Raw genomic sequence first — 15,810 nt, 5'->3', positions numbered from 1 at the left:
CTAGCGCCGATGGTAGTTGGGACCTTGTCCCTGTGAGAGTAGGACGTCGCCAAGCTATTTATATCATCGCGGGGTGGAGCAGTACGGTAGCTCGTCGGGCTCATAACCCGAAGGTCGCAGGTTCAAATCCTGTCCCCGCAACCAAATGGTCCCGTGGTGTAGTGGTTAACATGCCTGCCTGTCACGCAGGAGATCGCCGGTTCGACCCCGGTCGGGACCGCCATTTTATATAAAGAAAAGAACGAAACAAGTTGTTTCGTATTTTTTTATTTGTTTTAACAAAAAACTAATAAAGACAGTCAAACTATCCTTAGGAAAACTCCTAAGGACTTTTTTATATATTTAAAACCTGTATAATAAAGAGCAGAGAACATTGTGAGTAAAGTAGGTGAAGTCTGTGAGTAAATATGAAATAACAACAAAATCTTCCGAAGAAACCCAGCGATTATCAGAAAAATTAGGGGGACTTGTAAAGGAACAAGATGTAATTATTTTAGAGGGTGATCTTGGAGCTGGCAAGACGACTTTTACAAAAGGACTAGCAAAGGGTCTTGGTGTGAAAAGAGTTGTAAATAGTCCTACCTTCAATATTATTAAAGAATATAAAGGAAGAGTGCCGCTATATCATATGGACGTATATCGTTTAGCGGAAAGTGAAGAAGACTTGGGCTTTGATGAGTATTTCTACGGTGAAGGGATTACAGTAGTAGAATGGGCTCATTTAATAGAAGAATATTTACCGAATGAAAAGTTACAAATCAGTTTATTCCATGCCGGAGATGATACAAGGAAAATTGTACTCGAACCAATTGGAAATCGCTATATTAGATTATGTGAGGAGCTATTACAAAATGAAAGTACTAGCAATTGATACTTCAAATTACGTAATGGGTGTATCCCTTATTGAGGAAGGGAACGTGATTGGAGAAATCATTACAAATTTAACAAAAAACCATTCTGTACGTCTTATGCCAGCTGTAGAGAAACTTTTAAAAGAGTGTGGTGTAAAACCGAAAGAATTGACTAAAATCGTTGTAGCAGCTGGGCCTGGATCATATACAGGTGTTCGCATAGGTGTGACAGCTGCAAAAACATTAGCTTGGTCACTTCAAATACCAATTGTAGGTGTATCAAGTTTAGAAGTAGTTGCAGCAAATGGTGCTAATTTTAATGGATTAATCTCTCCTTTATTTGATGGTCGACGTGGTCAAATTTACACGGGGCTATATACATATGAAGGGGAGCAATTAACTTCAATAGAAGAAGACCGAATTATGCTTATTGTTGACTGGTTGCAAATGTTAAAAGATAAAGAACAGCCTGTTTTATTTATTGGTAACGATGTTAAATTGCATAAAGAAACAATTATAGAATACTTAGGTGATCAAGCTGTATTTGCTCCTTTCACTAAGAATAACCCAAGACCAAGTGAGCTAGCATTTTTAGGGTTACAAAAAGAAGAACAAGATGTGCATACGTTTGTACCTAGTTACCTTCGTTTAGCGGAAGCCGAAACAAACTGGTTAGAAAGTCAAAAGAAGTAGAGGTCTATAGAAAATGGATATGATATTTAGAAAGATGGCACTCGATGATATTGCTCAAATTGTAGCTATTGAAGAAGCATCTTTTTCAACTCCTTGGACTGCAGATGCCTTTCACCGTGAATTAGCGATGAATGAACATGCACATTATGTTGTGCTAGAAAAAGATGGTCGCGTAATTGGTTATTGTGGATTGTGGATAATTATTGATGAATCACATATAACAAATATAGCTATTTTGCCAGAGTACCGAGGTCAAAAATTAGGAGATGCCTTATTGAAAGAAGTTATTTCGGAGGCGAAAGACCTAGGAGTAAAAACGATGACACTTGAAGTACGCGTATCAAATGAAGTAGCAAAACAGTTATACAGAAAATACGGATTTCAAAATGGTGGGATTCGTAAACGATACTATGCAGACAATCAGGAAGATGGTCTCGTAATGTGGGTGAATATATAATGGAAAAAAACACGATTATACTTGGTATTGAAACAAGCTGTGATGAAACAGCAGTAGCAGTTGTTAAAAATGGAACGGAAATTATTGCGAATATCGTTGCATCACAAATTGAAAGTCATAAGCGTTTTGGCGGAGTCGTACCAGAGATTGCATCCCGTCACCATGTAGAAGAAATTACAGTTGTGCTAGAAGAAGCTTTAAAAGAAGCGAATATCACTTTTGAGGATATTGATGCAATTGCCGTAACAGAAGGACCTGGTTTGGTTGGAGCACTTTTAATAGGTGTAAATGCAGCGAAAGCTGTGGCTTTTGCGCATGATATCCCTCTAGTTGGTGTTCATCATATTGCTGGTCATATTTATGCAAACCGTTTAGTAAAAGAAGTACAATTCCCATTACTATCACTTGTTGTATCTGGTGGACATACGGAGCTTGTTTATATGAAAGAACACGGTTCATTTGAAGTGATTGGTGAAACACGAGATGATGCAGCGGGGGAAGCATATGATAAAGTAGCTCGTACATTATCTATGCCATATCCAGGTGGTCCACATATTGATCGCCTTGCGCATGAAGGAAAGCCGACAATTGATTTGCCTCGTGCATGGCTAGAGGCGGATTCGTATGATTTTAGCTTTAGTGGATTGAAATCGGCAGTTATCAACACTGTGCATAACGCAAAACAACGTGGTATAGAAATTGCACCGGAAGATTTAGCAGCAAGTTTCCAAGAAAGTGTGATCGACGTACTTGTAACGAAAGCGACTCGTGCGGCGGATGCATATAACGTAAAGCAAGTGCTTCTTGCTGGTGGAGTAGCTGCTAATAAAGGGCTTCGTGCACGTTTAGAAGCAGAATTTGCACAAAAAGAAAATATAGAGCTAATTATTCCGCCTCTATCTTTATGCACAGATAATGCAGCGATGATTGCAGCTGCAGGTACAATTGCATACGAACAAGGAAAACGTGCGACATTAGCTTTAAATGCAAATCCAGGATTAGATATTGAAGCATAGTTATGCACAAAATTAACCACAGCCTGTGGACAAAACCCATATTATCTGTTGATAATATGGGTTTTGTTGTGTATATAAAATGTGCATAACTTTTTTCGTGAATGTGAATAATGTGGAAAAGTTATTTTAATGTCTATTTTATAAAGGTGGATATGTGTATAAACCTGTGGATAAAGCGGATGAAGTCTGACCTTTAAAGATATTCTTTTTCGGGAAATAAAAACAAGAAGATATCCCAAAAAAACTTTTGAAACATCCTCCTCTTATTATATAGGTTGCTACTATTGTCAATCTTTGTCGGTTAATCGATATGTCTTGTCGAATCGTTCATATATTTTAAGTTACGGTATATATATTCAAAAAATCGTCGATATAATTTCATGTGCTACGGCACTGGTTTTAAAATAGAAAATAAAAAGGATGTCTCATACATCCTCGACGTATGAGACATCCTTCTTGTTTAAATTCACTTATATATGCAGTTCTTCCCATTCTGCCATACAAGCTTCAAGTTGTTCTTGTAGTGTGTGCTTTTTAGATGTAATTTCACTAGCCTTTTCATAATCTGCATATATTTCTGGTAAGCAAAGCTGATCTTCTAGTGTAGCAATTTCTTCTTCAAATTCTACGATGTTTTGTTCTAGCTCCTCAATTTTCCGAGTGCGTTGACGCTCTAATTGTTTACGCTCTTTTTCTTCGAGATAATTTAATTTTTCTTGAGCTACAGTTTTTTGAACAGGTGCCTGATTTTCTTGCTGTTCTTGTTGTTCAAATTCTGCACGTTCAATCATTTCGTTTTTCTTTTCAACGTAGTAATCGTAATCGCCTAAATATTCTTGTGCACCTTCTGTTGATAACTCAATAACGGTCGTCGTTACACGATTAATAAAGTAGCGGTCATGTGAGACGAATAGAAGTGTTCCTGGGTAATCAATTAAAGCATTCTCCAAAATTTCTTTACTATTTAAATCAAGATGGTTCGTTGGCTCATCGAGAATTAATAAATTTGATTTCTGCATCATAAGCTTTGCAAGAGCTAATCGAGCTTTTTGTCCACCACTAAGAGAAGATACTGGTTTTAGTACATCATCCCCTGTGAATAAAAAGTTGCCTAGTATAGTGCGAATTTCTTTTTCAGGTTGCAGAGGATATTCATCCCATAGTTCATTTAAAACTCGCTTAGAAGATGTTAAGTTAGCTTGTTCTTGATCATAATAACCAACAGATACATTTGATCCGAAAGAAACATCACCATTTAGTAGAGGTAACTTATTCACAAGTGATTTTAACAATGTGGATTTCCCAATTCCGTTCGGTCCAACTAAAGCAACACTATCCCCACGAGTTAAGCGCATAGTTACATGTTCAATAATCGGATCTTCATCATAGCCAATAGTTGCATCTTTCACTTGTAAAACATCATTTCCGCTTTGTTTTTCAATATCAAAGTGGAAGGAAGCTGACTTAGAATCGCCTAGTGGTCTAGTTAATAATTCCATTCTGTCTAATTGTTTACGGCGACTTTGAGCGCGCTTTGTTGTAGATGCACGAGCTATATTTTTTTGCACAAAGTCTTCAAGTTTAGCGATTTCATCTTGTTGTTTTTCATAACGCTTCATTTCTTGCTCGTATAGTGCTGATTTTAAGTCTAAATATTTGCTGTAGTTACCAACAAAACGTCTGCTTTCCTTATTAGAAATTTCGTATACTTGTGTAACGAGTTTATCTAAGAAATAACGGTCATGAGAAACGATTAAAATCGCGCCAGGATAACCTTGTAAATATTGTTCAAGCCAAGTTAATGTTTCAATGTCCAAATGGTTTGTAGGCTCGTCTAAAATAAGTAAGTCTGGTTTCGTTAATAATAATTTACCAAGAGCTAATCGTGTTTTTTGCCCACCACTTAATGTAGAAATTGTCGTCTGGTGCATCTCAACTGGAAAGCCAAGACCGCTTAAAATCGAGCGGATATCCGCTTCGTACTGATAGCCACCTTGATCTTTATAATCTAATTGTAATTGGTCATAATCAGCTAATAATTTCTCGTATATAGCCGCATTTGAAAAGTTTTCTTCTTTTCCCATCTCTTGCTCTAGCCTTCGAAGTTTTGTCTCCATTTGCTGTAAGTGTGTAAAGACGGTTAACATTTCATCCCAAATTGTTAAAGACGTTTCTAATCCGGTATTTTGAGCTAAATACCCCATTGAGACATCTTTCGGTTTTATAATTTCACCACCATCATGAGATAACTCACCAGCTATTATTTTTAATAATGTAGATTTTCCGGCTCCATTTCGTCCGACTAATGCGATACGATCTTTCGTTTGTACTTCCAATTTTATGTTTGCGAGAATCGTTTCTGCACCGTATAATTTCGAAAGCGCGTTTACTTGTAATAAAATCAATGTTTTCACCTCAAATAATTTCTTAACTTTGCCATGTTTATATTTCTCAATCATACTAAAAATAGTGTATAGTTTAAAATAAAGAGAGAATACTTCTTCTCTTTATTATACAAGGAAATTCATGAGTACTAAACTTCTGTATTTGATTCAAGTATATGAATAAAGATAGGAAGAGAGGAGAGGTTATATGGATCAGCAAAAAATTCCACAGGCCACTGCCAAACGATTGCCTCTATACTATCGATTTATCCAAAACTTATCTCTTTCTGGTAAGCAACGTGTTTCATCAGCCGAATTGAGTGAAGCGGTAAAGGTTGATTCCGCAACTATTCGAAGAGATTTTTCATATTTTGGAGCGTTAGGGAAAAAAGGTTATGGATATAACGTAAATTATTTATTATCATTTTTCCGTGAAACACTCGACCAAGATGATATAACACGTGTAGCACTTATTGGAGTAGGTAATTTAGGGACCGCTTTCTTACATTATAATTTCACGAAAAACAATAATACAAAAATTGAAATGGCGTTTGACGTTAGTGAAGAGAAAGTTGGAACAGAAATCGGAGGCATTCCTGTATATCATTTGGATGAACTAGAAGAACGTTTATCAACTGATATACAAGTGGCAATATTAACAGTACCCGCTACAGTAGCACAATCTGTGGCAGATAGATTGGCAGAAACGAACGTGCATGGTATTTTAAATTTCACACCAGCACGCTTAAATGTGTCAGAGAATATAAGGATTCATCATATTGATTTAGCTGTAGAGTTACAAACACTTGTTTACTTTTTGAAGAATTATCCACAATAAAACGCAGAGGAAGCGACCTCTGCGTTTTATTATTGTTTTTTCTTTGTGAATTTAACTAAGATAAGGCGAAGTGCCAAATTAAAATCAATTGTTGCCATAACTGCAAATAGTATTGTCCACATATTCCAGATTGTATCTGTTACGTTCGTAATGGCGAAACGTGTAAAGATACATCCAAGAAGAAAGTACAATGCAGCCATGAACAATGGTGAGTTTCTCATACTAAAAATCCTCCGATAAAGCCTTGCATTTTTTCAGCTTCTTTAATCATTTCTTGAATTTGTTCATTGCTTACTAAAACTTGAGCAACTGCAACTAATGTATTCATTGCAACATGGGCTGCAATAGGGACGATAATCCGCTTCGTTTTTACATATAAAAAGGCGAATACGAGCCCCATAGAAGTGTATACCAATAAGTGAGTAAAATCAAAATGAATCGCCGCGAATACAAGTGAACTAATGATAGCGGCAATAAAGAAGTTAAACTTCTTATAAAGTGTACCGAATAAAATTTTTCTAAATACGATTTCTTCCAAAATAGGTCCGATTATTGATATGACGATAAGGAACCAAGGTGTCGTTCTTGCGATCTCCATAAGTCTTTCTGTATTTTCAGAGCCAGGTGTAATCCCTAATAACCGCATTTCGATCATACCGGCAATACTTTGTGAAAATAGTGCTAAGAAAAATCCGATAAAAATCCATCCAACTGTAGCTGGAACAGTAGAGCGCATTTTATCTAAATGCCTGTCACGAATGTCTGTTCTGAGTAACCAAAGTACAACGCATAATGCAATGAAAAAGCTAATGATAGCCCAATGACCAGTTATGAGCTGAATTTTTTCCTCTCTAGTAAATCCCCTATTATCGTATAGTCCAGTTTTCAGGAGAAGCGGTAACCCGGCAATACCTGATAACTGCATTAAAATGTATGTAACGATAATCCACCAATATTGTTTTTTCAAATGGTTTAACCATCCTTTCTAACGCTAGTGTATGAGATAAGGTAGGATAACATGTAAATATGCTACCTACGATATAAACTTTCATTTGAATTATATTTTTTTTGTAAATAAGTATTTGAAAATAAAATAGGAGACAGGAAAAAGTTGTGCATTTAGCGAAAACAACTTAGGGTGTCTTTCATATTGTAGCATACAAGAAGTGGGAACAACGATTCATATGGTAAAGGCAGTAGAAGAAGTAATGCTATATAGGAAAGTGTATAAAGTAATTTGCGAAAAAATTATGATTTTTTTACTTGCAAAAGAAATTGAGATTATTTATTATTAGAAGTGTGTTAGCACTCGTGTGACTTGAGTGCTAATAAATAAAATTTACATAACAAAATGAGGAGGTTATTGTTCATGCTAAAGCCATTAGGTGATCGCGTTGTAATTGAACTTGTTCAAGCAGAAGAAAAAACAGCAAGTGGTATTGTATTACCAGACACTGCAAAAGAAAAACCACAAGAGGGTAAAGTTATTGCAGTAGGTACAGGCCGAGTGCTTGAAAATGGTGAGCGTGTTGCTTTAGAGGTAGCAGCAGGTGATCTTATCATCTTCTCAAAATATGCAGGTACTGAAGTGAAATACGAAGGTACAGACTACTTGATTTTACGTGAAAGTGACATTTTAGCAATTATCGGTTAATTATATACATTTTAAAAATCCAAGGGGGTCAATTATTATGGCAAAAGATATTAAATTTAGTGAAGAAGCACGTCGTTCGATGCTTCGCGGTGTCGACACTCTTGCAAACGCAGTAAAAGTAACGCTTGGACCAAAAGGTCGTAACGTTGTACTTGAGAAAAAATTCGGTTCACCACTTATTACAAATGACGGTGTAACAATCGCAAAAGAAATCGAATTAGAAGATGCATTCGAAAACATGGGTGCGAAATTAGTAGCAGAAGTTGCTAGCAAAACAAACGATGTAGCTGGTGACGGAACGACAACTGCAACTGTATTGGCGCAAGCTATGATTCGTGAAGGTTTAAAAAACGTAACAGCTGGTGCTAACCCAATGGGTCTTCGTAAAGGTATCGAAAAAGCTGTTACTGCTGCAATTGAAGAATTAAAAGCGATTTCTAAACCAATCGAAGGTAAATCTTCTATCGCACAAGTAGCTGCTATTTCTGCAGCTGACGAAGAAGTAGGTCAATTAATCGCTGAAGCAATGGAGCGCGTTGGTAACGACGGCGTTATTACTTTGGAAGAATCTAAAGGATTCACAACAGAATTAGACGTAGTAGAAGGTATGCAATTTGATCGTGGATATGCATCTCCTTACATGATTACTGATTCTGACAAAATGGAAGCGGTTCTTGATAACCCATACATCTTAATCACTGACAAAAAGATTTCTAACATCCAAGAAATCTTACCAGTATTAGAGCAAGTGGTACAACAAGGTAAACCACTTCTTATCATCGCTGAAGACGTAGAAGGCGAAGCTTTAGCTACATTAGTAGTGAACAAACTTCGTGGTACATTCAATGTAGTAGCTGTTAAAGCTCCTGGATTTGGTGACCGTCGTAAAGCAATGCTAGAAGATATCGCAATCTTAACTGGTGGCGAAGTAATCACTGAAGAATTAGGTCGTGACTTAAAATCTGCTACAGTTGAATCTTTAGGACGCGCAGGTAAAATCGTTGTAACGAAAGAAAACACAACTGTAGTTGAAGGTATCGGAAATTCACAACAAATCGAAGCTCGCATTGGTCAAATCCGTGCGCAATTAGAAGAAACTACTTCTGAATTCGATCGTGAAAAATTACAAGAGCGTCTTGCAAAACTTGCAGGTGGCGTAGCAGTAATTAAAGTAGGTGCAGCAACTGAAACTGAGTTAAAAGAGCGCAAACTTCGCATTGAAGATGCACTTAACTCAACTCGTGCAGCAGTAGAAGAAGGTATCGTTGCAGGTGGTGGTACTTCACTTATGAACGTATACACGAAAGTAGCTTCTATCGTAGCTGAAGGCGACGAAGCAACAGGTATCAACATCGTACTTCGTGCATTAGAAGAGCCAGTTCGTCAAATCGCAATCAACGCTGGTCTAGAAGGATCTGTAGTTGTAGAGCGTCTAAAAGGCGAAAAAGTAGGCGTTGGTTTCAACGCAGCTACTGGCGAGTGGGTTAACATGCTTGAAACTGGTATCGTAGATCCAGCTAAAGTAACTCGCTCTGCACTTCAAAACGCAGCATCTGTTGCAGCTATGTTCTTAACAACTGAAGCTGTAGTTGCTGACAAGCCAGAACCAAATGCACCAGCAATGCCTGACATGGGCGGCATGGGCATGGGCGGTATGGGCGGAATGATGTAATTCCGTTCGCCCCGAAAACATCCACTTCTTTATAGAAGTGGATGTTTTTTTGTGTTTTTGAGAAAAGGAAATTAATTTCTGTAGAATTTTGTCGCTTTCTCTCTTGACCATACTGATACTTCATTGTTAGAATCTAGGAAGATAATATAAAACAATCCTTCATATATCCTCGATGATATGGTTTGAGAGTCTCTACCGGGTTACCGTAAACAACCTGACTATGAAGGCAGTGCGTCTTATATTTATAAAGAGCGGAAGACTATCTTTCTTTATAAAGCCAGACCCCTGCCTTTTCTTTGTTATGAGACTAGAGGCGGAGGACTGGCTTTTTTTATTATATTGGTAATGCTTTTCGCCAAATTGGTGAAAATATTTATATACGAGAACTAACGTTGGGGTGATTATTTTGAAGAAGCAGCATGATACAATTATCGTTTTAGATTTTGGGAGTCAGTACAATCAGTTAATAGCACGTCGAATTCGTGAGTTCGGTGTATACAGTGAACTTCATCCACATACAATTACTGCAGAAGAAATTAAAGCAATGAATCCAAAAGGGATTATCTTCTCTGGTGGACCAAATAGTGTATACGGTGAAGGCGCATTACATTGTGATGAAAAAATCTTTGAACTAGGATTACCGATCTTCGGTATTTGTTACGGTATGCAGCTTATGACACAACACTTCGGTGGTAAAGTAGAACGTGCAAACCACCGTGAGTACGGAAAAGCTGTTCTTAAAGTAGAGAACGAATCAAAATTATATGCGAACCTTCCAGAAGAGCAAGTTGTATGGATGAGTCATGGTGACTTAGTAACTGGTTTACCTGAAGGATTCGTAGTAGACGCAACAAGTGAGTCTTGTCCAATTGCTGGTATGAGCAATGAAGAGCAAAACCTATACGGTGTACAATTCCACCCAGAAGTACGTCACTCTGAACACGGTAACGATTTAATTAAAAACTTCGTATTCGGCGCATGTGGTTGTTCTGAAGGATGGAACATGGAGAACTTTATCGAAGTAGAATTAGAGAAGATCCGTGAAACTGTTGGAGACAAAAAAGTACTATGCGCACTTAGCGGCGGTGTAGACTCTTCTGTTGTGGCAGTATTAATCCATAAAGCAATCGGTGACCAATTAACATGTATTTTCGTTGACCACGGTTTACTTCGTAAAGACGAAGCAGAAGGTGTTATGAAAACATTTAGCGAAGGCTTCCATATGAACGTTATTAAAGTGGATGCAAAAGAACGCTTTATGAACAAGTTAAAAGGTGTAGAAGATCCAGAACAAAAACGTAAAATTATCGGTAACGAATTCATTTACGTATTTGATGATGAAGCTTCTAAATTACAAGGAATGGATTTCCTTGCGCAAGGTACACTTTACACAGATATCGTTGAAAGTGGTACAGCAACTGCACAAACAATTAAATCTCACCATAACGTTGGTGGACTTCCAGAAGACATGCAGTTCAAATTAATTGAGCCTTTAAACACTTTATTTAAAGATGAAGTACGTGTATTAGGATCAGAATTAGGAATTCCCGATGAAATCGTATGGCGTCAACCATTCCCAGGTCCAGGACTTGGTATTCGTGTATTAGGTGAAATCACAGAAGAGAAATTAGAAATCGTTCGTGAATCTGATGCGATTTTACGTGAAGAAATTATAAAAGCAGGATTAGACCGCGAAGTTTGGCAATACTTCACTGCGCTTCCTGGTATGCGTAGTGTAGGTGTTATGGGTGACGAGCGTACTTACGATTACACAGTAGGTATCCGCGCAGTAACATCTATCGATGGTATGACAGCTGACTGGGCACGTATCCCTTGGGACGTATTAGAGAAAATCTCTGTACGTATCGTAAACGAAGTAAAACACGTTAACCGTATCGTGTATGATATAACAAGTAAGCCACCAGCAACTATTGAGTGGGAATAGTATTGTAATAAAAAAGATCCATCTATCGTTCTTGTATAGATGGATCTTTTTGTTTTTACCCTTAATACGAACGAAATTATAAAAGTTCATAAAAATGTTCGTTTTTAAATTGACAAAACCACCTCCTCGAGTTAATATGAGTATGTAATTCAAACGAAAAATGAATATTATGCCGTCGTATAATATCGGGGATATGGCCCGAAAGTTTCTACCTAGCTACCGTAAATGGCTTGACTACGAGGCGTTTTGATAAAGATGAGGGGATACTTGTCTTTGTTTATAGAACGCTTCCATGTATATGCAATGGAAGTCTTTTTTATTTTTATAGATAAAAGAGGGCTAGGGGAAATACGGCGAGTAATCATATAACGGGGGAAACGTAAGATGAAACGCTATTTTCAGTTTGATGAACTCGGCACAAATTATAAGACTGAGTTCATAGCAGGTTTAACGACATTTCTATCTATGGCTTACGTATTATTTGTCAATCCTGCTACGCTGTCACTTGGAAATGTTAAAGGATTACCGGCAGGTACAGGAATGGATCCAGGTGCAGTGTTCGTTGCTACAGCATTAGCAGCGGCGATTGGTTCGTTAATTATGGGGATATTCGCGAAGTATCCGATTGCTTTAGCGCCAGGTATGGGAATTAACGCGTTCTTTGCTTATACGGCAGTGTTAACGATGGGTATTCCGTGGCAGACAGCAATTGCTGGAACGTTAATGTCAGGTATTATCTTTATTATTCTTACTGCTTCAGGTATTCGTGAAAAAATCATTAATGCAATTCCATCAGAGTTAAAGTTTGCAGTAGCGGCAGGTATCGGATTGTTCATTGCATTCCTTGGATTCCAAAATGCCGGAATTATCGTGAAAAATGATGCTGTTCTTGTTGGGTTGGGGGACTTAACAAAGGGCACAACGTTACTAGCAATCTTCGGAGTTGTTACTACAATCATTTTCATGATTAAGAAAATAAATGGTGCAGTTTTCTACGGTATGATTCTTACAGCGATCTTAGGAGTGGCAACAGGATTAATTGATACTCCGAAAGCTGTAGTGGGAGCAATACCGAGCCTAGAACCAACGTTCGGTGTGGCGTTAACTCACTTTGGAGACATTTTCACTGTTGAAATGGGTATTGTTATTATAACGTTCTTCTTTATTGATTTCTTTGATACAGCAGGTACGCTTGTAGCGGTTGCGAATCAAGCGGGATTAATGAAGAACAATAAATTACCACGTGCAGGTAAAGCATTATTTGCAGATGCGATTGCAACTGTAATCGGTGCGATTTTAGGTACATCAACAACAACGTCTTATATTGAATCTTCTGCAGGGGTAGCAGCGGGTGGACGTTCTGGATTTACAGCGGTTGTAACAGCAGGGTTCTTCTTACTGGCACTATTCTTCTCGCCGCTATTAAGTGTTGTGACACCAGCTGTAACAGCGCCAGCATTAATTATCGTAGGAATCTTGATGGTTTCATCTTTAGGAGAAATTGATTGGAAGAAATTCGAGATTGCAGTACCAGCGTTCTTTACTATCATTTCAATGCCACTTACGTATAGTATCGCAACAGGAATTGCAATCGGATTTATCTTCTATCCAATTACAATGGTTGTGAGTGGCCGTCGGAAAGAGATTCATCCAGTTATGTATGTTATGGGAGTTTTATTCGTACTATATTTCATCTACGTTCGTAAATAAAAGGGGTTTTTTGAAAGGTCTAGACTTAAGGGGAGTCTAGACCTTTTTTGCGTCTTCAGAAAATCTTAAGGATTTCCGAGCGTTTTTCTTCAGAAGTTTTCCTATAATAGAAGTTAGGGATTAAAAAAGTGATGGAGGAGATATTGTGGCGCACGAAACAATACTTGTCGTAGATGATGAAAAAGAAATTCGAAATTTAATTACAATCTATTTAAAGAATGAAGGATATAAAGTACTGCAAGCGGGAGACGGAGAAGAAGGGTTGCGTCTATTAGAAGAAAATGAAGTGCATTTAGTCGTATTAGATATTATGATGCCGAAAATAGATGGTATTCATATGTGTATGAAAGTAAGAGAATCGAAAGAAATGCCAATTATTATGCTTTCGGCAAAAACGCAAGATATGGATAAGATTTTAGGATTAACAACAGGTGCAGATGATTACGTAACGAAACCATTTAATCCGTTAGAGTTGATCGCGAGAATTAAATCCCAGCTACGTCGTTATATGAAAATGAATGGTTTTGCTATTCAAAATGAGGACGAGTTAGAAATTGGAGAGATGAAAATAAACATCTCAACCCATAAAGTCATTGTGGATGGAGAAGAAGTGAAACTAACTCCAAGGGAATTTTCAATTTTAGAATTGTTAGCTCGTAATCCAGGTATGGTCTTTAGCGCTGAGCAAATTTATGAAAAAGTTTGGAACGAAAGATCTTTCCAGTCTGATAACACCGTAATGGTACACATTCGAAAAGTACGTGAAAAGATTGAGGAGAATCCAAGGAAGCCAATATATATAAAAACAGTATGGGGAGTGGGGTATAAGATTGAAAAAGATATTTAATCCATTTACTTATGTTAGGAAAATCCGAGAATTAGTTGGGAAGCTAGTGAAGAGTGTGAAACGGAGTGTGCGAATTCAACTTATTACTGCGTTCACTGCTTGTGCGTTGTTAGGGGTTTTGTCAGCAAAGGCAGCAACACCTTTTTTTGAGAATGCGAATCGAGAGGCGACAATTGATTATCGGGCTGGTATGGAGCAAATTAACCAACAAGCTCAAAGTGTGGCAAATAGTTCAGTTCATGAAAATAAATTAGAAGCTATATCAAGTATGATTGAAATAGAGAATCAAAATTTAGAACAAAACTCTAGAGCTTTAAAAGTATTGGTCACTGACGAGAGTGGTAAAGTTTTATATAAAACGAAGCAGGCACAAGAAGAGCAAATTGATTTGCATAATACAATTCGTAATGCATCATCGTTTGCGATTAATTATATGAATGGTAGAAAAGAATTTGAAAGTACGAGAAAAGAATTTATAGCTTTTGCACCTATTACAATAGAAGATAAGAATTTATACATGTTTGTTAGTGGGATTCCAGAAGGTGAAGTAATATATGATACGCAAGAAGGGCCGTTTCCATTTTTCATAGGTGTACTTGTATTCATTTTCTCTTTCTTCTATATAACAAAGAGAAAGATGAAGCAAATTGAAGCGATGGCACAAGGTGTAAAGGAAATAGAAAAAGGAAACTTAGCGTACCGTATTGAGAAAAAAGGTGAAGATGAGATTGCGTCTTTAACTGAGAATATTAATAATATGGCGGAAGAGCTTATGAATAATATAGAAAAGGAACGTAAATTAGAGAAGCAAAAGAATGAGCTTATTACGAATGTATCACACGATTTACGTACACCACTGACTTCTATAATGGGTTACTTGCGATTACTTCGAGATTCTAAATATGAAAATAAAGAACAACATGATGAGTATACGAGAATTGCTTTTGCGAAGTCGGAGCAGTTAAAGAATTTAATAGAAGATTTATTTGAGTATACGAAGTTAACAAATGAGCAAGTTATATTGGAAAAACAAGATGTTTGTATAAATGAGTTATTGGAGCAATTAATAGAAGAGTTAGTACCGCAGGCAGAAGAGCATGGACTGGCGTTTGTTAAGAAGTTTCCTGAGGAACGTACCTATGCAGCGATTGATTCGGAAAAGATGGTCCGTGTATTTGATAATCTATTAATGAACGCGATTAAGTATAGTAAAGATGATGGGGAGATAAAAGTTTCTCTTCAAAGACAGCGCCGGGATATACAAATTGTAATTGCGAATCATAGTGAAGAGTTTACGAGAGAAGAGTTAGGGAGTTTGTTTGAACGCTTTTATAAGAAAGACCAATCTAGAAGTAGAGTAACAGAAGGATCGGGACTTGGATTAGCGATTGCGAAAAGTATTGTTGAGTTGCAAGGTGGTAGTATTCGAGCTGAATATGAGGATGGTATTATTCAGTTTATCGTCTCGTTACCAATTATAGAAAAATAATAAACGAATAGAATGATATTTGATAAAAAGGCTTATTTTAAAAGAAATAAGCCTTTTTATATTTTTTTAGAAAAACATGTTGACGATTAGAGTATAGAGGTGTAATATAGGATGAGTCGCCGATAGCAACAACGCAGAAAGCGACAAACGAAATAAAAAACTTAGTTGACATTGAAATATGAAAATGTTAACATAAGGGAGTCGCAAATGAGCGACAAAGAAGTTCTTTGAAAACTGAACGAAACAAACAACGT

The 15,810-nt window shown here is 37.2% G+C and carries 14 protein-coding genes, 2 tRNA genes and 2 riboswitches; of the genes, 13 read left to right on the top strand and 3 right to left on the bottom strand.

What is annotated here, in order from left to right:
• The first annotated feature begins 67 nt into the window (after window positions 1–67).
• The 6 genes from MRBLBA3_RS17075 (at window position 68) to tsaD (ending at window position 3,017) form a co-directional block, all read left to right on the top strand.
• Window positions 68–144, top strand: a tRNA-Met gene (locus tag MRBLBA3_RS17075).
• 3 nt (window positions 145–147) lie between these two features.
• Window positions 148–223, top strand: a tRNA-Asp gene (locus MRBLBA3_RS17070).
• A 174-nt stretch (window positions 224–397) separates the two neighbouring features.
• Window positions 398–871 (top strand): tRNA (adenosine(37)-N6)-threonylcarbamoyltransferase complex ATPase subunit type 1 TsaE, encoded by a 474-nt coding sequence (tsaE, locus tag MRBLBA3_RS17065; RefSeq protein ID WP_363382518.1) that lies wholly within the window; start codon window positions 398–400, stop codon window positions 869–871.
• Window positions 852–1,544: a tRNA (adenosine(37)-N6)-threonylcarbamoyltransferase complex dimerization subunit type 1 TsaB gene (tsaB, locus tag MRBLBA3_RS17060; protein ID WP_000865755.1), complete on the top strand. Its 693-nt coding sequence runs from the start codon at window positions 852–854 to the stop codon at window positions 1,542–1,544. The genes tsaE and tsaB overlap by 20 nt, the downstream gene beginning before the upstream one ends.
• Window positions 1,545–1,557: 13 nt before the next feature.
• Window positions 1,558–2,001 (top strand): ribosomal protein S18-alanine N-acetyltransferase, encoded by a 444-nt coding sequence (rimI, locus tag MRBLBA3_RS17055; protein ID WP_000367188.1) that lies wholly within the window; start codon window positions 1,558–1,560, stop codon window positions 1,999–2,001.
• The gene (gene tsaD / locus MRBLBA3_RS17050; RefSeq protein ID WP_000414577.1) at window positions 2,001–3,017 is read left to right on the top strand and encodes a tRNA (adenosine(37)-N6)-threonylcarbamoyltransferase complex transferase subunit TsaD; all 1,017 of its coding nucleotides are present in this window, start codon (window positions 2,001–2,003) and stop codon (window positions 3,015–3,017) included. The genes rimI and tsaD overlap by 1 nt, the downstream gene beginning before the upstream one ends.
• A gap of 470 nt (window positions 3,018–3,487) precedes the next feature.
• On the opposite strand, the gene MRBLBA3_RS17045 is transcribed toward tsaD, so the two are convergent.
• Complete coding sequence (locus MRBLBA3_RS17045; RefSeq protein WP_000602155.1) at window positions 3,488–5,422, bottom strand: ABC-F family ATP-binding cassette domain-containing protein; 1,935 nt, start codon at window positions 5,420–5,422, stop codon at window positions 3,488–3,490.
• Window positions 5,423–5,609: 187 nt separating this feature from the next.
• On the opposite strand from MRBLBA3_RS17045, the gene MRBLBA3_RS17040 reads away from it, so the two are divergent.
• Window positions 5,610–6,239, top strand: coding sequence for a redox-sensing transcriptional repressor Rex (locus MRBLBA3_RS17040; protein ID WP_000372704.1), 630 nt, complete (start codon window positions 5,610–5,612; stop codon window positions 6,237–6,239).
• Window positions 6,240–6,268: 29 nt separating this feature from the next.
• Here the strand turns inward: MRBLBA3_RS17040 and MRBLBA3_RS17035 are convergent, their stop codons facing one another.
• Together MRBLBA3_RS17035 and MRBLBA3_RS17030 are read right to left on the bottom strand one after the other, a co-directional pair.
• The gene (locus MRBLBA3_RS17035; RefSeq protein WP_001246201.1) at window positions 6,269–6,460 is read right to left on the bottom strand and encodes a YdiK family protein; all 192 of its coding nucleotides are present in this window, start codon (window positions 6,458–6,460) and stop codon (window positions 6,269–6,271) included.
• Window positions 6,457–7,206 carry a CPBP family intramembrane glutamic endopeptidase gene (locus tag MRBLBA3_RS17030; RefSeq protein ID WP_044740506.1) on the bottom strand — a complete coding sequence of 250 codons (750 nt, stop codon included), beginning with the start codon at window positions 7,204–7,206 and terminating at the stop codon, window positions 6,457–6,459. The genes MRBLBA3_RS17035 and MRBLBA3_RS17030 overlap by 4 nt, the downstream gene beginning before the upstream one ends.
• Window positions 7,207–7,608: 402 nt before the next feature.
• Between MRBLBA3_RS17030 and groES the strand changes: the two genes are divergently transcribed.
• The 6 genes from groES to MRBLBA3_RS17000 all read left to right on the top strand — a co-directional run bounded on the left by groES (window position 7,609) and on the right by MRBLBA3_RS17000 (window position 15,556).
• Window positions 7,609–7,893 carry a co-chaperone GroES gene (gene groES, locus MRBLBA3_RS17025; RefSeq protein ID WP_000917305.1) on the top strand — a complete coding sequence of 95 codons (285 nt, stop codon included), beginning with the start codon at window positions 7,609–7,611 and terminating at the stop codon, window positions 7,891–7,893.
• A 37-nt stretch (window positions 7,894–7,930) separates the two neighbouring features.
• Window positions 7,931–9,565 carry a chaperonin GroEL gene (gene groL, locus MRBLBA3_RS17020; protein ID WP_044740505.1) on the top strand — a complete coding sequence of 545 codons (1,635 nt, stop codon included), beginning with the start codon at window positions 7,931–7,933 and terminating at the stop codon, window positions 9,563–9,565.
• A 139-nt stretch (window positions 9,566–9,704) separates the two neighbouring features.
• Window positions 9,705–9,806, top strand: a riboswitch (purine riboswitch).
• Window positions 9,807–9,971: 165 nt separating this feature from the next.
• Window positions 9,972–11,510, top strand: a complete 1,539-nt coding sequence (gene guaA, locus MRBLBA3_RS17015; protein WP_120341639.1) for a glutamine-hydrolyzing GMP synthase — start codon at window positions 9,972–9,974, stop codon at window positions 11,508–11,510.
• Between the two features lie 155 nt (window positions 11,511–11,665).
• A riboswitch (purine riboswitch) is annotated at window positions 11,666–11,767 on the top strand.
• Between the two features lie 127 nt (window positions 11,768–11,894).
• Complete coding sequence (locus tag MRBLBA3_RS17010) at window positions 11,895–13,220, top strand: NCS2 family permease (protein WP_000833081.1); 1,326 nt, start codon at window positions 11,895–11,897, stop codon at window positions 13,218–13,220.
• 145 nt (window positions 13,221–13,365) lie between these two features.
• Window positions 13,366–14,067 (top strand): response regulator transcription factor, encoded by a 702-nt coding sequence (locus MRBLBA3_RS17005; RefSeq protein WP_363382513.1) that lies wholly within the window; start codon window positions 13,366–13,368, stop codon window positions 14,065–14,067.
• Complete coding sequence (locus MRBLBA3_RS17000) at window positions 14,051–15,556, top strand: sensor histidine kinase (protein WP_363382510.1); 1,506 nt, start codon at window positions 14,051–14,053, stop codon at window positions 15,554–15,556. Before MRBLBA3_RS17005 ends, MRBLBA3_RS17000 begins: the two co-directional genes overlap by 17 nt.
• The last annotated feature ends 254 nt before the right edge of the window (window positions 15,557–15,810 follow it).

It is taken from the genome of Bacillus sp. LBA3-1-1.1 (assembly GCF_040676495.1).
GTDB lineage: Bacteria > Bacillota > Bacilli > Bacillales > Bacillaceae_G > Bacillus_A > Bacillus_A nitratireducens.
The sequence above is the reverse complement of the archived record's forward strand: the minus strand, read 5'-3'. Positions and strand labels throughout refer to the sequence as shown.